The organism is Pseudoalteromonas sp. JB197 (genome assembly GCF_002332205.1).
Classification (GTDB): Bacteria; Pseudomonadota; Gammaproteobacteria; order Enterobacterales; family Alteromonadaceae; genus Pseudoalteromonas; species Pseudoalteromonas nigrifaciens.
Genome location: NZ_NRGZ01000003.1, coordinates 55077 through 75100, shown reverse-complemented (window position 1 = coordinate 75100; position 20024 = coordinate 55077). Strand labels below are relative to the sequence as shown.

At 38.5% G+C, this 20024-nt stretch carries 16 protein-coding genes; 6 read left to right on the top strand and 10 right to left on the bottom strand.

The window, feature by feature from the left end; translation table 11 throughout:
• Window positions 1-29: 29 nt before the first annotated feature.
• From CIK86_RS18780 to CIK86_RS18765, 4 genes are read left to right on the top strand one after another with little or no spacing between them, the layout of a single operon-like run.
• Window positions 30-1604, top strand: a complete 1575-nt coding sequence (locus tag CIK86_RS18780) for a type I restriction-modification system subunit M (RefSeq protein ID WP_086996394.1) — start codon at window positions 30-32, stop codon at window positions 1602-1604.
• Window positions 1598-2788, top strand: coding sequence for a restriction endonuclease subunit S (locus CIK86_RS18775; protein ID WP_086996390.1), 1191 nt, complete (start codon window positions 1598-1600; stop codon window positions 2786-2788). Before CIK86_RS18780 ends, CIK86_RS18775 begins: the two co-directional genes overlap by 7 nt.
• 6 nt (window positions 2789-2794) lie before the next feature.
• Complete coding sequence (locus CIK86_RS18770; protein ID WP_086996386.1) at window positions 2795-4780, top strand: RNA-binding domain-containing protein; 1986 nt, start codon at window positions 2795-2797, stop codon at window positions 4778-4780.
• 53 nt (window positions 4781-4833) lie between these two features.
• The gene (locus CIK86_RS18765; protein WP_086996383.1) at window positions 4834-7722 is read left to right on the top strand and encodes a type I restriction endonuclease subunit R; all 2889 of its coding nucleotides are present in this window, start codon (window positions 4834-4836) and stop codon (window positions 7720-7722) included.
• 335 nt (window positions 7723-8057) lie between these two features.
• On the opposite strand, the gene CIK86_RS18760 is transcribed toward CIK86_RS18765, so the two are convergent.
• From CIK86_RS18760 to CIK86_RS18725, 8 genes are all read right to left on the bottom strand, one after another.
• Entirely contained in the window at window positions 8058-9128 is a 1071-nt protein-coding gene (locus CIK86_RS18760) for an SAVED domain-containing protein (RefSeq protein WP_086996380.1), read from the bottom strand.
• Between the two features lie 15 nt (window positions 9129-9143).
• The gene (locus CIK86_RS18755; RefSeq protein WP_115121855.1) at window positions 9144-9656 is read right to left on the bottom strand and encodes a Mov34/MPN/PAD-1 family protein; all 513 of its coding nucleotides are present in this window, start codon (window positions 9654-9656) and stop codon (window positions 9144-9146) included.
• Entirely contained in the window at window positions 9640-11346 is a 1707-nt protein-coding gene (locus CIK86_RS18750) for a ThiF family adenylyltransferase (protein ID WP_086996374.1), read from the bottom strand. Before CIK86_RS18750 ends, CIK86_RS18755 begins: the two co-directional genes overlap by 17 nt.
• Window positions 11343-12341: a nucleotidyltransferase gene (locus tag CIK86_RS18745; RefSeq protein ID WP_086996406.1), complete on the bottom strand. Its 999-nt coding sequence runs from the start codon at window positions 12339-12341 to the stop codon at window positions 11343-11345. Before CIK86_RS18745 ends, CIK86_RS18750 begins: the two co-directional genes overlap by 4 nt.
• A 408-nt stretch (window positions 12342-12749) precedes the next feature.
• Window positions 12750-13406 (bottom strand): hypothetical protein, encoded by a 657-nt coding sequence (locus CIK86_RS18740; RefSeq protein ID WP_140391187.1) that lies wholly within the window; start codon window positions 13404-13406, stop codon window positions 12750-12752.
• A gap of 325 nt (window positions 13407-13731) precedes the next feature.
• Window positions 13732-14394 carry a hypothetical protein gene (locus CIK86_RS18735; protein WP_086996371.1) on the bottom strand — a complete coding sequence of 221 codons (663 nt, stop codon included), beginning with the start codon at window positions 14392-14394 and terminating at the stop codon, window positions 13732-13734.
• Window positions 14395-14793: 399 nt separating this feature from the next.
• Window positions 14794-15528: an endonuclease gene (locus tag CIK86_RS18730; protein WP_086996368.1), complete on the bottom strand. Its 735-nt coding sequence runs from the start codon at window positions 15526-15528 to the stop codon at window positions 14794-14796.
• A 137-nt stretch (window positions 15529-15665) separates the two neighbouring features.
• On the bottom strand, window positions 15666-16175 hold the full coding sequence (locus tag CIK86_RS18725) for a hypothetical protein (protein WP_086996365.1): 510 nt from the start codon (window positions 16173-16175) through the stop codon (window positions 15666-15668).
• A gap of 230 nt (window positions 16176-16405) precedes the next feature.
• On the opposite strand from CIK86_RS18725, the gene CIK86_RS18720 reads away from it, so the two are divergent.
• Together CIK86_RS18720 and CIK86_RS18715 are read left to right on the top strand one after the other, a co-directional pair.
• Window positions 16406-16822, top strand: a complete 417-nt coding sequence (locus tag CIK86_RS18720) for a S24 family peptidase (protein ID WP_086996362.1) — start codon at window positions 16406-16408, stop codon at window positions 16820-16822.
• Window positions 16807-18066 carry a Y-family DNA polymerase gene (locus CIK86_RS18715; protein ID WP_086996359.1) on the top strand — a complete coding sequence of 420 codons (1260 nt, stop codon included), beginning with the start codon at window positions 16807-16809 and terminating at the stop codon, window positions 18064-18066. Before CIK86_RS18720 ends, CIK86_RS18715 begins: the two co-directional genes overlap by 16 nt.
• 213 nt (window positions 18067-18279) lie before the next feature.
• Here the strand turns inward: CIK86_RS18715 and CIK86_RS18710 are convergent, their stop codons facing one another.
• Together CIK86_RS18710 and CIK86_RS18705 are read right to left on the bottom strand one after the other, a co-directional pair.
• The gene (locus CIK86_RS18710) at window positions 18280-18654 is read right to left on the bottom strand and encodes a replication initiation protein (protein WP_086996356.1); all 375 of its coding nucleotides are present in this window, start codon (window positions 18652-18654) and stop codon (window positions 18280-18282) included.
• A 532-nt stretch (window positions 18655-19186) separates the two neighbouring features.
• A complete protein-coding gene (locus CIK86_RS18705; RefSeq protein ID WP_086996352.1) occupies window positions 19187-20023 on the bottom strand; it encodes a helix-turn-helix domain-containing protein in 837 nt (278 codons plus the stop codon).
• Window position 20024 lies beyond the last annotated feature (1 nt).

Sequence of the window (20024 nt, the reverse complement as noted above, 5' to 3'; positions counted from 1 at the left end):
TCTACACAACTAATTAAGAGATTAGATTAATGGTTCAACAACACCAACAAGAATTAAAAAAGCAGCTTTGGAATATTGCTAACAGCTTGCGTGGCAATATGTCGGCTGATGACTTTCGTGATTACATACTTGGGCTTATTTTTTATAAATACCTGTCAGATAAGCTCAATACCTATGCTGATCAGCTACTAAGTGAAGACGGTATTGTATTTGCTAAAATTGACGAAACTACAGCAAAGGGGCAAGAGTACTTAGAAGCTGTAAAAGAAGAGACACTTGATAAGCTTGGCTACTTTTTAAAACCAGCAGAGCTGTTTCATGTATTGGCTGAGCGCGGTGCTAACGATAAGTTTATTTTAGACGATGTAACCAACGTACTTAACCATATTGAACAAAGTACTATGGGCGTAGACAGCGCTGATGACTTTAACGGTTTGTTTGATGACCTAGACCTAACCTCTAACAAGCTAGGTAAAACACCGGATACGCGTAATAAGTTAATAGCCAAAGTATTAGAGCACCTTGATAACATCGACTTTCACCTAGAAAGTAGCGAAATAGACATACTTGGCGATGCTTACGAATACCTTATTGGTATGTTTGCTAGTGGCGCGGGTAAAAAAGCAGGTGAGTTTTATACTCCGCAAATGGTATCTAAGTTACTAGCAAAATTAGTAACCTTAAATAACCCGCACATTAAATCGGTTTACGATCCTACCTGTGGTTCTGGCTCATTGTTGTTACGTGTTGCAAAAGAAGCTAATAACCCCGATTTAAAGTTTTACGGACAAGAGCAAAACCCAAGTACTTACAACCTAGCCCGTATGAACATGATTATGCACGATGTGCATTACACTAAGTTCGATATTCAAAACGACGACACGCTAGAAGTTCCCGCGCACTTTGAACAACGCTTTAGCGCCGTAGTAGCTAACCCGCCATTTTCGGCGGACTGGTCTGCCAACCCACTACACATGAATAACGAGCGATTTGCCGACTACGGTAAGCTTGCACCAAAAGGCAAAGCCGACTTTGCTTTTGTACAACACATGATCCACCAGCTTGACGACAATGGAACAATGGCAGTGGTGTTACCGCATGGCGTGTTGTTTCGTGGTGCTGCCGAAGGGCATATACGTAAACACCTTATTAAAGAAAAAAACTACCTTGATATGGTAATAGGCTTACCTGCTAATATATTTTTTGGCACGTCAATTCCTACCTGTGTATTGGTGCTAAATAAACACCGTAAAGCCGACGACAACGTATTATTTATAGATGCCAGTAATCACTTTGAAAAAGGCACTAACAACAACGTAATGCGTGAGGAAGATTTACAACGCATTTTAGATGCCGTAAGCAAACGCGATTTTATTGATAAATATGCTTTTACTGCCACGCAAGCTGATTTAGCAGAGAACGACTACAACCTCAATATTCCGCGTTACGTAGACACCTTTGAAGATGAAGAACTTGTGGATTTAAATGAAATTGCAAAACAACTTATAGCAAATGATAAAGCGATGCTTGAAACGGACAAAACAATTGCAGGTTTTTGTGATGAGTTAGGAGTTAGAGCGCCTTTTGGAGTTTTAAAATGCTGAATATTATAGATAAACCTCCTTTACACTTTAACTCTTCAGTTAATTATGCCCACGCTTATTTAGGGGCTTTGGCAGATATATCGACAGGAGGAAAAGATACAAAAGACGCTGTAGATAGTGGAAAGTACCCTTTTTATGTTCGTTCTGATAGCGTTAAAAGTATCAACTCTTTTTCTAAAAATACTGAAGCTATTTTAACTTCTGGTGATGGTGTGGGAGTTGGTAAAAATTATCACTACGTTAATGGAAGGTTTGATTATCACCAAAGAGTTTATTGTTTAGATAACTTCAAAGGTGTTTTCGGTAAGTACTTATATTTTTTATTCTGTAAGAACTTTTATAAAAGAGTTATCAGGCTAAGCGCGAAAAACTCTGTAGATTCGGTTCGAAGAGATATGCTCACAGAAATGGACGTCTTTATTCCTGACTCAATTGATGAACAACAAAAAATAGCAAACTTCCTTGCTTCTGTAGATACAAAAATCAGCCAGTTAACTGAAAAGCATCGCTTATTAAAAGACTATAAAAAAGGCGTAATGCAACAAATTTTTAGCCAAAAAATCCATTTTAAAGACGATGATGGAAACGCTTTTCCTGAGTGGAATACACATGAATTAGCTATGCTTTCTGAATCAGGTATTTCTAATGGAGTTTTTAATGACCCTAAAAAGGTAGGAAAAGGCTTCCGATTGATTAATGTTAAAGATATGTATAAAGGTGATTCAATTGAATATTCTGAATTGACTCTTTTGGATCTGGAGCCAAAACTATTCGAAAAAAACAAAGTGAAATACGGAGATATATTTTTCACTCGATCATCAATCGTTCCCACAGGAATTGCTTTTAGTAATGTTAATTTATCTGAGAAAGAAGATATAACTTTTGATGGACATTTAATGAAAATAAGCCCTAATAAGAAGCTTGTTGATCCTCTTTTTCTTGCATATTACCTCAGAAGTTACACTCCACGTAAAACATTAGTTTCTCGAGGTAAGCAAAGCACTATGACTACTATTGCTCAAGATGATATTAAAGATATTAAATTAAATATACCGGCTTTAAAGGAACAGCAAAAAATAGCGCAGTTCTTACAATCGATAGATAAAAAAACAAGCGCTGTTAATGAGCAGATTGAACAAACTAAGCTATTTAAAAAAGGCTTACTACAGCAAATGTTTGTGTGAGAAATAATGACTAATAAAATTAATGACAATCCAATAGCGAATATTATTGATATTCAAACTTTGCAAGAGAGCGTAGAGGTTGAGTGTAAGCAGGCGAGTGGCCGCGATGGCCATGGTGCAGTGCCTAATGATATGTGGGAAACTTATAGCGCGTTTGCCAATACTCGTGGTGGCTTAATTTTATTGGGCATTAAAGAAAAAAAAGGCACGTTTACAGTTGAGGGTATAACAAACCCAGCGCCGCTAATTAAGAATATTTGGGATATTGTTAATAACCCCAATAAAGTGAGTATTAATTTGCTCAGCGAAAGCGATGTGCGCGTTGAAACACTTGAAGGCAAATCGGTTATTGCGATTACTGTGCCACGCGCTCCGCGTCAAAGCCGCCCTGTATTTATAAATGCAAACCCACTTAATGGGACCTATCAGCGCCGTTATGAGGCCGACCAAAAGTGTTTGCCACCGACAGTAAATAAAATGCTGGCAGAGCAAGAGGAAGTGCGTGATAACCGCATTTTAGAGCACTTTACCCTAGACGATATAGACCCCGAAAGCTTGCGCATTTACAGGCAAATGTTTGTTGACGCTAAACCGCAACACCCCTTTTTAGAATTGAGCGACCAAGAGTTTTTGCGCTCAATACGTGGCTGGCAAAAAGACCGCGTAACAGGCAAAGCAGGCTTAACCCTTGCAGGCCTGGTAATGTTTGGTAAGTGGGATGCAATTCAAGACGCACTACCAAGTTTTGCACTCGATTATCAAGAAAAAGACGACAGTACACACCGCTGGATAGACCGAATTTATACCGATGGTTCTTGGTCGGGTAATGCTTTTGATTTTTATCGTAAGGTGTATCGTAAGCTCACGGTAGATTTAAAAGTAGGCTTTAACCTAACCGATGGCGGGCAACGGCAAGATACAACCCCAGCGCATGAGGCTATTCGTGAAGCACTTGTTAATACACTCGCACATGCAGACTTTAGTACCGAAAGTAATATTTTAATTGAAAAACACCCTGACTTTATCGGCTTTAGAAATGCAGGGCTTATGCGAGTGCCTGTACATGAAGCTAAAGCAGGCGGTAATAGCCAGTGCCGTAATCCCGCTATTCATCAAATGTTTTTAAATATTGGTTTGAGCGAAAAAGCAGGCTCGGGTATTCCTAAAATATACAGTAATTGTAAAGCGCAAAACTGGCAGCCCCCACATCTATACGAAAAAGACGAGTTAAACCAAACCTTATTAGAGCTGCGTATGGTAAACATGGTATCGCCAGAGTTACACCAACGCCTAATTGAAACGTATGGTGAAGGTTATAACAAACTAAGCGAGCTAAAACGCACCATTTTAATGACCGCTATCACTGAGTCATGGTTTAACCACGAGCGTATTTGTTCGCTCACTTCAGAGCATACGAGAGAAGTGACACTTGCGTTAAGCCAGTTAGTTAATGCAGGGTACTTGGAGTCGGCAGGCCAGCACCGAGGCAAGATATATCATTTAAAAGGGATAGAAGTGCCAACGCCAGACAATGAGGCTGGTAGGAACATTAGCTTTGTATTATCACCTAGTCAGGCAGCGTTGCCCTTGATTGGTAGTAAAACAATTAATGAAGTGCCGGACTTAACAGAGCCAATGCCGGAGCTTAACCCGCCAGTGCCGGAGTTAGTGCCGGAGCTCAATCCGCCAGTGCCGGAGTTCGATTTAAGTGCTTCTAACCTTTGGCTTGAACTCAAAGAAATAGCATCGTCTATTGCCAAAAATTCAGGACGTAAACAAAAGCCTGATGTACAAAAAGCGATAATTGATTTATGTACTAAGTCGGCTCCTAATTGCTTAAGGCTTAGCGATATAGCGCAGTTGCTTAACATGAATACTGATACATTGAGAAAGCATTACTTACGTGAGATGGTTAAAGAGCAGGTATTATTTTTGGCCTACCCAACAATACCGAATCACCCTGAGCAGGGTTATAAGTTACACAAAGATTAGCAACAAGCTATGAATGTATTGCATAAGGCTAGTACCAAGGAATTGTAGATATAATGACTTACCAAAGTGAACAACAATTAGAAGATGACTTAATTGCACAGCTTAGCGAGCAAGGCTTTACGCGCGTAGTTTTAAAGGACAACGCCGCTCTTGAGGCTAACCTTAAACACCAGCTAGAAAAAGTGAATAACTGTAAGCTGAGTGATACTGAGTTTACACAAATACTAGGTAAGCTTGGTAAAGGGAATATATTTGCTAAAGCCAAAATATTGCGCGACCAGCTTGATGTAGCACTTGATAACGGCGATAGCAGGCACTTAACCTTGTTGTTTGATGAGCCGAAGCAAAACAGCTTCCAGGTAGCGCAACAAATAACGATAAAGGGCACGTACACTAACCGATACGATGTAACGCTATTGGTTAATGGCTTGCCGCTGGTACAAATAGAGCTAAAGCGCCGTGGTATTGAACTAAAAGAAGCGTTTAACCAGATTAAGCGTTATCAAAAGCATTCGTTTCATGCCAACCATGGTTTGTTTAACTATGTGCAGCTGTTTGTAATGTCGAATGGGGTTAATAGCCAGTACTTTTCTAACAACAGTGAAATGTCGGCTAAGCAAACCTTTGACTGGACTGATAGCGAAAACAATAAAATAAGCCAGTTGCATGACTTTGCCGAAGCGTTTTTAACGCCTTCCCACCTAACGCATATGCTCACTAAGTACATTGTGCTTAATGAAACAGGTAAGTACTTAATGGTGCTTAGGCCGTACCAGTTTTATGCAGTTGAGGCGATTGTAGAGCAAGTTAAAACCACAACTGATAATGGCTATATTTGGCATACAACGGGCTCAGGTAAAACATTAACCTCGTTTAAAGCCGCACAGATTATGACCTCTCTGAGTGAGGTTGATAAAGTTGTGTTTGTAGTTGACCGTAAAGACCTAGACTACCAAACAGCGCTTGAGTTTAATGCGTTTGTAAAGGGCTCTGTAGACAGCACTGACAACACAAGTATGTTGTTCCACCAGCTGTTAGATAAGCCTATGAAAGGCAGAAAAGTTAACCAAAACCGTAATACTAAGCTGGTGGTAACTACACTACAAAAGCTTAATAACGTGGTGACTAAACAGCGCTACTTAAAAGAAATGCAAAGCCTGCAGGATAAGCGCATTGTGTTTATATTTGACGAGTGCCACCGCAGTCAATTTGGCGATACGCATAAAAACATTACCGAATTTTTTAATAACGCGCAGTTGTTTGGTTTTACGGGTACGCCTATATTTGCCGACAATGCCGTTGCTAAAAATTCAGTTAAGCGCACCACTAAAGATTTGTTTGGTGAATGCCTACACCCGTATGTAATTGTGGATGCGATACGCGACGCTAACGTGCTTAAGTTTGCTATTGAGTATGTTGGGCGTTACCAATACAAAGATGGCTCTAACAACAACCTAGACATTGAAGTTGAAGACATCGACACCAAAGAGCTTTTAACCTCTCCTGCGCGCTTAGATAAAATAACCGATTACATTATTTCCCAGCATAATCGTAAAACGCATAGTCGTGAGTTTAACGCTATGTTTTGTGTTTCAAGTGTGGCTGAGCTTATTCAATACTATGAGCTATTTGCAGCGAAAAAGGCACAGGGAAAACATAATCTTAAAATTGCCACCATATTTAGCTATGAGGCTAATGAAGAGGAAGAATACGAACTAGGTAATAGTGATGCACCAAGGATTAAAGAAACCTCTGTTAAGTATTTAAATGAAGGGCAAGCCGTTAAGCTACATAGCCGCGATAAGTTAGACTCATTCATTAACGACTACAATGCTATGTTTGGTACAAGCTACTCCACTAAAGATGGCAAGTTATTTGATGACTACTACAAAAATATATCTAAGCGTGTTAAAGCCAAAGAGATTGATATATTGCTGGTGGTGAATATGTTTTTAACAGGCTTTGATGCCCCAAAACTCAATACGTTGTACGTTGATAAAAACCTTAAATATCATGGTTTGGTGCAGGCCTTCTCGCGCACCAACCGATTATTGGGTGAAACTAAATCGCACGGTAATATAGTGTGTTTTAGAAACCTTAAAAAAGCTGCTGACATTGCTTTTACACTGTTTTCAAACAAGCAGCCTAAAGAATATATAGAAACCCCTTCGTATAATGAGCTGCTAGCCGATTTTAACGACGCCTATGGTGCGCTAATAGCAATTACGCCTACCGTTGACTCAGTTGATACTTTACCTGATGAAGAAGCTCAGGCGTTGTTTGTGAGGCAGTTTCGTGAGCTTATGCGCTTAAAGAACATGTTAAGCAACTTTGCTGACTTTGATATGGACTCTACCGCGATGGGCGAGCAAGAGTTTCAGGATTATACGAGTAAGTATGCCGACCTTGGCAGGCAGCTACGTGAGAACTCAAGTAAAGAGAAAGTATCGGTTTTAGATGACGTTGATTTTGAACTAGAGCTACTACACAGTGATATAGTAAATGTAACCTATATTTTGCAGTTATTACGAGAGTTACACGGCGAAGAAAGCGGCGACGAAAAAGCCCGTAAACGTCAAGTAATAGCAAACCTGATAGCCACCGACCCAACCTTATTAAGTAAAAAAGCACTTATAGATAAGTTTATGGATGAGCACTTACAAGGTATACCTGCCAGTGCTGACGTTGATGAAGAGTTTGAGCTTTATTGGGAGAAAGAAAAGCGCCTAGAGCTTGAGAAGTTTGCCCACGAGCAAAAGCTAAACCAAGAACGCTTAGAAAAGCTAGTAACGCGTTATGAGCTAAGTGACGAAATGCCATTAAGGGATGACTTTGCTGATGTACTAGAAACCAAACCCAGCCTTTTACAGCGCAGAAAAATGCTGCCTGTAATAACGGATAAATTTAAACACTTTGTTGATACGTTTATCGCAGGGTTTTAAAGGAATGAGGTGTTTTTCGTAAACCGTGAGCGGTTTGTTAGGGACGTATAAGAAAATGTTGTATTTATGAATTTCAAACGTATTTGGAGTGAGTTTACGAAAACTGTATCTTAGTGTAGCAGGGCAACGTGGATTGAAATTACACAACAAAGTATAAAAATGAGACTGTAAGGCTGATAACTTTTTGGACTAGTTTTTTCGGCCGCTACGTGCCATAAGCCGACTATCAGCCGTAACTCGTTTCTGCCCCATTATTAGTTAGAATAATGGGGCTTTTGCATTTTGTTCATCCGGTTTTGCGATATAAAAATTTATCAGCCCTCACTATTACCGCTCTATGTTTCGATAATAGAAGGTTCTTGTCCTTGAACGTTAAATAAAACGCCCCAGGGATATTGAGTAGTTTGATCTGAGTTATTGACGTATTCATAAACTATGCATTCTGGATGGTTGCGCTCAACTTGTCGTCCCATTGCGAAATTAAATGATGACTGCGCGGCACAAAATATATGAACTCGCTTAACTCCATCAGTATTAAATGTTTTCAAAATCTCTCTAAACTTCTGCTGAAACCCCTCGATTTTATCAAGGCTAGACATACTGTCATACTTAACTTCAGGCATACTTACGGATACAATACCTCTTCCATTTAATAAACTACCAACTTGTTGATGAGAAACTTCAAAAGAAATTCCCATTAGTAAACAAACATCTTCTGTTTTCTTATAATCCTCCCAATTTATAATTGGAACATTCAAGTCTGATGGGGTGTCTTCAAGGGCATACCACTCTGATTTATCGCGATCAAAATCCCATAAAGAAACTTTAGAAGTATTACCTATAGAGTGTCCAAGTACGAAACCAATAGGAACAGATGGTGTACCACCATAGTGCAATGTGACATTGGTTGTATCTGCATTTCGCATCAAATTCGAGAACGTGTTTTTGAAACAAGCAAGGGAATAGTCTAAAGCCTGTTTATTTGAAACTAATAGCCCCTGATTATAATAATTTGATATGTCTATGTATAGACTACTTCCTAGCCCTGTTTTCTTTTTTGCTGCTTCGGTTAAACTTTGATTTTTGGGATATCTAAGGCCTATGTGCTCAATGAATATATTTGGATTTCGTCGCTCACGTTTAAAACCTAAATAAGATGCCAGAAAAGCTGATATAATACCTATTAAAAAAGCTGAGTATGTAATCATGGCGGTTACTGAATCTTGCGTAGAATACCCTGTACTTATACTCTGTGTGTCAGAGTACTTCCAAGTCACATTAATTGCACTATATAGCCCACCACAGATTCCTGTTGATAGAAGAAGCAGAGCTAACTTCCAAAGTCGGTTTTCTAAAGTCTTTGGTTTAAAATACCAATTAAAAACTTTATTGAAATAATATTTCATATAATCATTCTGCCACTACCCTTTATGAACACTATTTTTAAGAGAATACTCTCCTAGAAGTGTTATTTTATAATTTTTGTTGTTGCTTATCCAGAGTCGAATGTCTTTGTGCCCAACGATAATAAAAATTAACGACTGGCCTTCATATTGACCTTGTTTTAAGACTTTATGCCAATCTTTCTTATCCTCATTAGAGTACTCAGGCGTTGGTTCAGGGTGTGTATGCCAAAGGCCAACTAGGTACGCCTCCCCATTACTAGCTTTCCATTTTCCATTTAAAATTTTGTTATGAGCATTCGAGCGAAAAAATGAGTACCTAGTTCTTTTATCACTTGGTTGAGGTAACGTTAAGTCATTTACCTCAATTTCATTGTTTCCCCGTAGACAGCCCATAAGTGCTCCTCCTGCCTCACAATCATGCTTACCTAGTTGCCTGTAACTAATCAGGGTATTAATTACTTCTGAGTCAATTACTATATTCCCATATTCATCTGACTCAATTAACCAATTCTCAGTTATTACTGTCACAACATATACACTCATCGTTTTTTGATAAACTTATTTCTTCCATCAATGCCATACTTTTAAATCTATTAGTTGTTTGTAAGGTGCCTTTATCAATACCTTTCCATGATGTTACTTTTGGTTCCATTTTACCCGAAGTTAAAAAAGTAATAGCTTGCTGAGCTGCTGCTGAGGCGGTTTTAGTTGAATCTAAGTAAGAGAATGGTGTAAAAACACCCGCGCAACCTGTTAAGTTTTTGGATATAGCTTGTCCGAACTCAACTAAATTTATAGAAGTGCTCGGACTACTTTTTTTGTATAAAACACACTCAAGACAAACTTGATCTAAATTTAGAGCAACAGAGTGCCCACCGTAACCATCGGGCTCATTCCAGCAATAAATAACATTGTTGAATTGATGCTCTTTCAAGCTGCGATTGAGTAATAGACTGATGGATGGATTTCCAATAGCTACAATAACAATATCTACCCCTTTCATTACGCTTTTTACGTTGTGAGCTGAAAGTGAATACTGGCAAGCTTCAACGTGAATATGGGGAATATTTACCCTAATTTCTTTTGCTAATGCTCTCACCTTAGATATCTTTCGCACTTTTCTATCCTTGACAGAAGGACTGAAGTTTAAGTAGCGACCACCAAGGCTATGCCTATAGATATTGTCTGCATCAAGTAAATCGTCATCGATCAGTTTAATAGCCCCTACACCTGATTTGGCTATTAACATAGCAATTTCACTACCTACAGAGCCACACCCTACCACTGCTACTGTTTTGTTGTTTATGCTTAAATTGGCTCCGCCTCTTTCGAGTAGGTATTCTTTGTTATGCCTATTCAAAAGGAAAAACTTCAGTTGCCAATCTGTACTATCAGTGAGAATTGGGTGTAGCGCTGGTGCTTTAGCTTTGAACTGACAGATAAACTCACTTCTCTCTCTAGAGCTTCTTGGCATACTTACCAAAACAAAAAATTGGCGTTGTTTCTTAGAATTTTGTCCCAACAGCTTTATAAGTATTTTTGAGTTTTCTTCTGATATCTGCTGTTTTAACTCTGAAATGAAACGGGACGCTGATTCGCTTGTTGTAGACGGAACAACTGGAGCACTTAGGGGAATGTGAACGATATTCACTAATTGGTGTTTATTTAGTGCTTGGGTGTTGCTGAACCCGCAAGGTATATCGCTTGTGCTTTTGGCTAAAGCTATAGGATTTATGTCGGAAGGAGCTAATAGGTTGCTTGATGGTGCTATACGTAGAACTAACTTTTCTACCGAGCTACCTGCTCTGTAGAAGGAGTTAATGGTATCTGCGCCATGTATAAAGCCTTCTAGTTCATCATACAATTCACCTTTAAATACCCGCAAAGAGGAGCGTTCTAGAGTTTTTAAAGTTTGGCATAAGAACGTTTCGATAATCTCACTTGGTGAATGATAATCAACTAGTATCGAATCTCCCTCTTCAACACATAAAGTTCCTTTCGAATTCACATGTGGCATTTTGCCTATGTATTCTTCATTGAGGATTTGCGCAAGAGGTAAGCTAAATGGGAATGTTAGGTAGAAGTACAGGCGGACGTTCCATTTAATGGATCGCCCTTGTAGTTCAAAGTCAAAGGTTCTTTCATCGACTTGCTGTTTCGAAATAAGCTGATTGAATGTGATGCTTTCAATCAAGCCAGCTATTATTTCTGGGGTCATGCACTCATGCCTGTAGGCAAGTAGGGCTGCTTATTCGATTTAACAGCGTCGCTTATCACAGGGAAGTCGCCAAATACCTTGTTTAAAATTGTACTACTCTCCGAGAGACTCTCTTCTTCTTGAGCGGCCTCCAACGCTTCGACTAGTTCATCAACTTTGTTATAGTAGTTATCAAGTTGCTTTTTAGTCATCTTATAGTAAACGTTTTTGCCTGGCGCAACTGGTAGTGGCACATCCACGACTTTATAAAACTTCATATCATCAACACTAAACGATAAAGTAAAGCTATCACGAATACTCTTTGCTATGCCTATAAGGCAAGATAGGTCGTCTTCTTTTTTGTAAACAAAAGAAGTTTTTGCTTGGATTGTTAATCCAATTGAAGGGGGAGCAGTATTGCCGTTAGATGTGAAATTTTTGTTTTTCCAGCGCTTAAGGTATCGCACACAGCGTCTGAATTGTGCTCTTTGCTCACCATCGTTAGAAACGTCCTTGACCCATTGCTTTAAACCTTCTGGGTCTGACTCATACCAGACGTGTTCTGAGGACGTTTCTTTGCCCCATGCAATATGTATATTTCCGCCATTTTTGGCATATACAGGTATATCAACATGATAGCCTGCGGCATAGTTGACGCTAATACAAGGTCGGTTATATGAAACGTTTCTATTATTTTGTTTATCGAGTTTATCTCGAACAAGTTTCTTCAATTTTTTTGAATCATAGTCATCAGTATTGATGTCAAAGATCACCCCAACATCGATATCATAGTCATCATCAAGAGGTTTGACTCCTGTATGCATCGAGTAAGAGCCTTGATCGATCTTAGAAAAGGTCAGTTTCTTTTCGGTATTAGGAATCTTCTCGTCACGTAAAGACTCTTTAAGCCCATTTATCAGTAAGTCTCGCTTATCGCGCAACGCCTTATTTTCATCATATGTGCCTAGTTTTATTTGATCATGATAATCTATAAATGCTTTCTGAATATCAGCCACTGCAACCTCCACGATAAATTACTCAGTATTAAGCATTAATTATATGGGGGCGTTGTGGGTAAACCCAACCCATAAGATTATGATTTAATTAATGGTTGATCTGTCAGTAGTGCTAACTTGTCAGAGCGAACAGTATCACTTTCAATCCGTTAAGTATGATAAGTCTAAATTATCTAACACGCAGCCAAGTAACTCGCACCACTCAGATTGAACACTTCATTAAACGAGTTTGTCATACTTAAGATAATTTATTGATTTGCTAATTTAGTAAGGTTACTGAATTGTTTCTGTCCAAAAACGAGTTTACTCGACCGTCTGCTTCTCGCTCTTTGCCGAAGTTCGGCTCAGTGCCAATTGCGGACATTAGTAACTCTGCACTCTGCCGCTCGTCGGCAGCAGCTTGTTAGGCTATTTTTTTCGATAATTCACCTGATTAAACAGGTTTTCCGTCGTACCAATTTCAAGCATCGCTTTTACCAAAGACTTCAACAGCATATCTGATGCTTCGTACAAACCAGTCAAAGCTATGGAAAAATCCATGATTTTCAGCTCTGAGATAATTTCGTACTGATGTAGAGCGTCGGCCTCTCTATGGGCAATAGTGTTGTGCCTTGCCTCAGAAATTTCATTTTCAATTGCTTTTCTTGCTTTCTTTAATTTTTTTAGGGCATCAACAACCATACTCCTTGAAGAATCAGACAATCCTGTCGATTCGTATATAAACTGCATTCGCCGTCCAGTAACTTTTCCCATATCCCACTCATAAATGGTTAAAAGCAGTGCACGTAACGCAATATTCCTTTTTGTCTCATTAGGATGAGCGAAAGCATCAGCTTTTAAAGCTTGGATATCTCTCTCAGCAAGCAAGAAATACAGGCCAATATTTAGAAACTGCTTTGTCGCAGGAAACAGCTCCTCATTGACCTTCTTGCATTCTTTCACTGTGATTTCTATAGCTCCGTTTATAACTTTATCTTTTGCTTTAAATTCTTTTTCCAATTTACGGTAAAGTCGCCACAAGAAAACAGCTTTTATCTGCAGCCCAAAATTTCTGTGGAATTTCATTCGAAACCACCGCTCTTGAACACTTCTATCTTTATCGAAAAACCTACTATTGAGCATCAAACTTCCATTGGTTTATTGCCTAACTAGACTGTAGAATAACTCCAACAGTCAAATTCAATTAAAAAATAGCTCCTACAATTCACTCTAAGCCTTTTTAGAGCATTAGGTAATGCATTTGGAACACATAAAACAGGCTGTTTTCCTTAAAAAAAGTAATTCTGCAGCCTCAACTCCACGTTAAAGTGTGACAACCGTGTGCCATATTGTGAGCGCAGCAAAACTAGCACACGTTTGGAGTTACTCTTGAACGTTTTTTTCGTTACATTTATATTTCGAAGGTAAACATTGACTTAAAGCCACAATCAACGCGATGTTGAATGATTTTATGAACTGAATCATGTAACTCGTCAAACCTTTGCTTCTCTCGAATCACTCCATCCATATTTTGTCTACTGCTTACAAAATGGAATAATTGATTGTTCAAAACTGAAGATATCACACTAATATTGTCCAGTGACTTATTCAAATAGTTGTAGTCTTCTACAGCCTCTTTAGCTAGACAAACATTCCAGAATGATAGCTCTCTATTAGATTTATAAAGGTTTCGCCGTGCTTGATATAGGTTGCCCCAAACAATATTAAGATGCTCAATACGTTTGATTGATACATCTTTATCCTCAACCATCAATCCTGGTGTAGGACATATATGATCATAATGAAATCGCAACTCATGTAAGTTTTCTTCTATTTCATCTATAGCAGCGATGTATCTTTTGGCGACTAAATATGAATCCTCCTTTCGCTTGTTATTTAACCATTGAAAGTAGGTATAGAAACCAAAAATAAAACCAAGAGATGTAACAACTAAAGTACCAACATCAGTCCATTTGACCCCGTCAAACATAGCCGCTCTATCTGTAACACCAATGAAAAAGCCACAAGCTACCAGATACAATCCAACAACCATAAGTATAAGTACATTTTTCAACTAGTTGACACCTTTAATTCTGAATAACTCAAATATAAAACTAACATTTTATAGTCCGCTTATCGCGCATATTTCTGCCGACTTAACGCTCATTTTTCTGCTTTATATAGTTTTAACAAATAACCTAAGGTATTACTATCACTAAGTTTTCTAAAATTTTTGAGTAAAGTTAAATAGATCAATATGCGCGAGCAGCTCATTTTCATGAATATATGAGTAAAGAGCAGTTTGACCAATCAATTAACTATTATATTTAGCTAATCTCAATGACCGGTTATCGCTCAAAGCTGCTCATTCTGAATTAAAAACTAACTAATAAAAGCTGAGAGTTTCACGTTAAAAATCACTTGATTGATTATTAATTCTAAGCTTTCATAAATCATGATTAAGATGATATGTTTAAAGACCTCTACTCTCACAGCGACTTTTTACTACATCATTTTGATTCTTTTGTAGCTTTGAAATTTTTTCTGCTCTAGTACATTCCCAAGCATCTACAGGATACATTTTATCCCACGCATTCATTAGCTGGCTTTGTGCTTTACTCATGCTGTATCGTTTATAGGTGTTCTCCATATACAGATAAGTACGCGCAATTTGACCTCTAGCCATTTCAGGTGGCTCAGCTTTGCTGTCGTCAATCTTCATCGCACAACGTCCAAAATCGCTTTGAGCCGCTGGAAGCATAGTAAAGTTATGATTACTTCTCAGCGCATTCACGGCACCAATGGCCGGATAGAGGTTGAACATATCAGCTTGCATAAAACGGTATTCTGTATTTACTTTTTCTGCACATCTTCGACCCTTAAATGACTTCCTCACACTATTTACACACTGCTTATGTCCATCTCGCCATTCGCTAAAAGTACGACCAAAGTTTTCTGCCGGAACGACATGTTCCCATTCAATTTTTTTAGCTCGTTTGACGTACTTTGTTGTAGAAAAGCCCTCCGGTGCGGTTACTTTTTTACTAGCGTCAAATGTCGCACCACAATAAAGTGTAACGCGGTGGTTGTTATAAACTTGTTTTTCTAACAGTCGTTTAGCTTTGCTAAATGAGTCGATTTCTTGATTTGCTGAAGAGGCAGCAGAGAAAATAAGTGTTGCTAACAGTGAAATTGTGGATGCTTTCATTATGATTCTAGGTACCTATTTCAGTTTAAATATGTCACATATAATAAATGAGTTAATAAGCTAGTTCTCATTTGTGGTTACTGATAATTTTAATTTTTAGAACTAAGATATTGTGCTTTTAAAATTAATTGGGAAAGCTACTTCCCAGTCCATGTATTATCATTTTGATACTGTCCAGAGCAAGCGCTGTTATTTGCAAATTGGCCCGTAGACTTATCTCGACAGCGCCAGACTAAGTTGTAGTTACCATCATAAAACTGGTCCCATGCATAACCAGAAGAATAGTTATTTGACCCGCCAGCTCCTGCTGCCGCAACAGCTAAAACAACGACACCTACCGCAACGACAGCTGCAACAACGCCTTGAGCGATTTCTTTTCTGTCTTGCGCGGCTAATATCTCACATTTGTACTGAGTGAGTGCTCTATATTTAACTTCTCTATTAAGCGCGTAGATATAGTTCGCTTCATCAGTATTTTCGGCGGTATAATTTTTAGCGAGGATATCTTTATCATTAAGGTAATTTCGACACACTTGAGCATCTGTTAATTCAGAGTCACCGGAAATGATGGCGTGTCTAGAGGCTGAACAGCCAGTAATAAAGCTAAGTATCAGAAAAGATACAATAGTGTTTTTAACTAAAGTCATCAGTAAATTATTCCGTAATTAAAATAAGCTTTGAGTAAGCTCATAATTCCTTTGTGAAATTTTAACAAACCGATGGTAATTTTACTAATTGTTATTAAAGGGGTTTTTAATCTTTAAGTCTAAAACATGCTTATACCAGATCTAATTAAACTATCGTCTTCACAAAAAGAACCTTGGCATAATTTGAACCTTAAATTACACTGTATATATAAACAGTGCTTGAGGTGTGTATGTTCGTTATTCCAATTTTTATAGAAGCAGGCATTACCGGCTTTGAATCTCCTGTCGCAGAATATGTAGAGCTCGGTATTTCAATCGATGAACTAATCATTAAACACCCGAATGCTACTTTTATTGGTATAGCTTCTGGGCAATCCATGCAAGAAGTAGGAATATTCGATGGTGACTTATTAGTCATTGATAGAGCTGAGGATGTAAGTACCGGCGATATTATTGTTGCAAGTTACAACGGTTCGTTTGTTTGTAAAATCATAGATAAATCGAAACGCTTACTTATCTCTGCCTCTAAAGATTATAAGTCTGTTTATATCTCTAATGATGATGACTTTAAGCTCGAAGGCGTCGTTACTGCGAGCATCCGCCTACACAGAAATAAAGCTGAGGTAAATCGATGTTTGCCCTCGTAGATGCAGTGGCATTTTATGCCAGTGCGGAGAAGGTATTTGACCCATCCATTCGCTTTAAACCCGTTGTTGTTCTGACAAATAACGATGGATGTATTTGTGCCATATGTCCTATTGCTAGAAAGCTCAATATCCCGAAATTTGAACCTTACTTCAAAATTAAACCCTATTTAGAGCAGCATAATGTCATCGTACGCTCTTCAAATTATGAACTTTACGCTGATTTGAGTGAGAGAATGATGACGGTTATTAATCGTTTTTGCGATGACCATTATGTTTATAGTATTGATGAGTCATTTTTACGCTTTACTGGTTTTTCTAAAATCATTAATGACTGGGCTGATTACGGACACACAATACGACGAGCTGTATGGCGTGAGACAGGATTGCCTGTTGGTGTAGGCTTTGGCATTACGCCTACGCTAGCTAAAGCAGCCAATCATGCGGCAAAAAAACTCTCTGGTTATAACGGGGTTGCTGTTATTAATGATGATATCTCACGCCAGGAAGTCCTTATGCGTATGGATGTTACCGATGTCTGGGGTATTGGCTCTCGACTCGGTAGAAAACTTAAGGTCATGGGGATTAAAAGTGCATGGGATTTAGCAAACCAGAACCCTAAAGCAATGCGACGCATGTTTAGCGTTGTTGTTGAGAGGACCGTAAGTGAGCTTAACGGCATCGCCTGTTTAAGTTGGAATGAAGTAAAACAGAATAAAAAAGAAATCTACTCAACGAGAAGTTTTGGGGAAAGAGTAAGTGACTTAAATACATTAAAATCAGCCCTCGTAACACATGCAGCGATTGTTGGCCGCAAACTAAGGAAACAGCAATCATTAGCAAAACGACTCGTTATATTCGCTGCAAGCTCGCCACACGAAGACGTGTATTATAAAAAATCGTTGCTCTATGATTTCCCTATACCTACATCAGATACCAGTGTTATAGCCAATGCTGTTTCAGGTGTTATTGATGATATTTTTAAGGCTAACACGCGCTTTTATCGCTGCGGTATTGGCGCAATAGAATTAGAAAGTGAGTTATTTCAACAAGCGGATATGTTTTCTGTAAGTAAAGATAACCCAGAAGTAATGGCGTGTTTAGATGCTATAAATAAACGTTATGGGGTCGGCACTTTATCTTTAGGAAGTGAAAAGCTCACAAAATCATGGAACATGAAACGGGCTTTTTTATCGCCCCATTACACAACTCGCTGGTCAGATATTCCAATCATAGATTGTGATTGAACTGGGTTAGAACCATCAAATATTGAATGTGATAACAAGTGGTCAATAAAATTTGGCCACAGTTTTAGAGTCTTTATATCTAACCTCAGATTCATTGCCTGACATAGATTTCCTAAAAGTTAACTGATTTATCGACTAATTAGAAGTTACAATGTAACTAATTTGGTGCCTAGCAAACTAGAGAAGTCCACTAACGCTTCAATTTGTTAAGTGTTAAAGGCACGATACTAAAAACTCTGGGTTGAAGTACAGTTTTACCCGCCCCTTTCCAGATTCATATACCACGTTATCCAAAAACTTTATAGGTTCTTTTTTACCTTCGAACTGAACCATAGCCTTGGAGAAGGCAGAGGCAGCCCTTTTCATGTATCTGTATGGATTCTCCGAATTAATAAAAACTTCTTGCCACTCACTTGCAAAAATTGTTACTGGGTTGGAGATGCCAGACAAATAACTTAGAGGCTCTAATTTCGACAATGCTAATGTTCTCAAGCGCATGGCGCTGAGTGGCATATTATAGGAAGCATTAGTTAATTTGTTCGGCACATAATAGGAAGCTTCAATTAATTTGTTAGGCATATTAATCATGGTAATACTTTTCTCCTGAAGTGAAATTTTTTATATCTTTTCACTTTTCGAAACTAAAGTAACGACCATTCACCCATACTTACGTTTTTTACATTTAACACCTTATTGAACACCATTTTGGTGGTTTAACGTACCAAAATGGCATATATTACATACCTTAATAACTCCATTAATATGCCGTTTTACAATGTTATGGGACAGATTAAGAGTCAAATCAAAACAAAAATAAGTTTAACTCTTCAATATCCGTTTATCGCTCAAAGCTGTCATTCTTCTTCTAAATTCCAACTCTAAGCTGATGAGAATCGGTGACCAAAGTCATGAGAATATCAGCTAGGTGCTGTAAGTAAGTAGAAATATAGTCATGCACCATGATAACGATGATTATTTTACAGATCTAATGCCGTGGGAGGGCTTAGCTAGACTTCGATTATAGCTAAGCTGTCTGTACACACTTCATCACTTTGAAGTAGGGGGAAGTCTGAGATTAAAATTCGCTTGTCGTAGTTGCTTACCTAATTAGCTTTCAAGCTTACTCCAAGAAAGTATCAATTTTCCTGAATTCACTAGGCGCTATACCCACTGATTTTTTAAACCGTTTAGAGAAATTAAATATATTTGGATACCCCACGTAAACGGCAATATGTGCAATAGGCCAGCGGGTATTTAATAATAAGTTTTTAGCCCGCTCTATTCGTAAATAAATAAGCTGTTGTATGGGGCTTTTACCAAATTGAGCTAGACATAAACGATGTAAATGCGGCGGTGAGTAATGTGCATACTCGCACATTTTCTTTATTGTCCAACCAAACTGTAAACGCTTATCTACCTCTTCAAATAAACCAATTAAACGATTATGCGCCGCCCCCTGAGAGTTGTTTTGTAATGTAGTATTTAAATAATGACTTAAAACAGGCGTTACGCTTTTGCGTAAGTTAGCGTTGGGTTCGCTGTATAAAAGCTCCATAGCAAGATGCAACGACTCAAGCTTTTGATCGGTTAATACCAATGCTTGCGCAAGGTTTAAATGCTTCCAACGTTTGGTGTTTGCAAGGTTTAACCAAATCACATCCCAATGTTCCCCATCTATTTTAACTTCAAAGCTTTGCTTAGCTGGTAACACAATAAGTGTATTGGCATTAAGCGTGTACTGCTCATTTTGTGTGGTTAATTTACCTTGCCCCGCAAGCGTATAAAAAAGCGTATGTTCTAAGGGGGCTGTACGTGCCACGCAATAACGCCCCAATAGGTTTGAACAACCTGCTAGCGCTATTTCTAGGTTTGGCATTTGTGCGAGCGTTTGTGAATCTATAAAGCGCTCTGTGCAGTGCGGGCCAATATCGAGTATATCTTTAATGTTGTAGCGCATA

What these genes read in the sequence shown, in the direction of transcription:
- CIK86_RS18780 (WP_086996394.1), top strand. Translation starts at nt 30, where the DNA reads ATGGTTCAACAACACCAACAAGAATTAAAAAAGCAGCTTTGGAATATT.
- CIK86_RS18775 (WP_086996390.1), top strand. Translation starts at nt 1,598, where the DNA reads ATGCTGAATATTATAGATAAACCTCCTTTACACTTTAACTCTTCAGTT.
- CIK86_RS18770 (WP_086996386.1), top strand. Translation starts at nt 2,795, where the DNA reads ATGACTAATAAAATTAATGACAATCCAATAGCGAATATTATTGATATT.
- CIK86_RS18765 (WP_086996383.1), top strand. Translation starts at nt 4,834, where the DNA reads ATGACTTACCAAAGTGAACAACAATTAGAAGATGACTTAATTGCACAG.
- CIK86_RS18760 (WP_086996380.1), bottom strand. Translation starts at nt 9,128, where the DNA reads ATGAAATATTATTTCAATAAAGTTTTTAATTGGTATTTTAAACCAAAG.
- CIK86_RS18750 (WP_086996374.1), bottom strand. Translation starts at nt 11,346, where the DNA reads ATGACCCCAGAAATAATAGCTGGCTTGATTGAAAGCATCACATTCAAT.
- CIK86_RS18740 (WP_140391187.1), bottom strand. Translation starts at nt 13,406, where the DNA reads ATGAAATTCCACAGAAATTTTGGGCTGCAGATAAAAGCTGTTTTCTTG.
- CIK86_RS18730 (WP_086996368.1), bottom strand. Translation starts at nt 15,528, where the DNA reads ATGAAAGCATCCACAATTTCACTGTTAGCAACACTTATTTTCTCTGCT.
- CIK86_RS18725 (WP_086996365.1), bottom strand. Translation starts at nt 16,175, where the DNA reads ATGACTTTAGTTAAAAACACTATTGTATCTTTTCTGATACTTAGCTTT.
- CIK86_RS18720 (WP_086996362.1), top strand. Translation starts at nt 16,406, where the DNA reads ATGTTCGTTATTCCAATTTTTATAGAAGCAGGCATTACCGGCTTTGAA.
- CIK86_RS18715 (WP_086996359.1), top strand. Translation starts at nt 16,807, where the DNA reads ATGTTTGCCCTCGTAGATGCAGTGGCATTTTATGCCAGTGCGGAGAAG.
- CIK86_RS18710 (WP_086996356.1), bottom strand. Translation starts at nt 18,654, where the DNA reads ATGATTAATATGCCTAACAAATTAATTGAAGCTTCCTATTATGTGCCG.
- CIK86_RS18705 (WP_086996352.1), bottom strand. Translation starts at nt 20,023, where the DNA reads ATGCGCTACAACATTAAAGATATACTCGATATTGGCCCGCACTGCACA.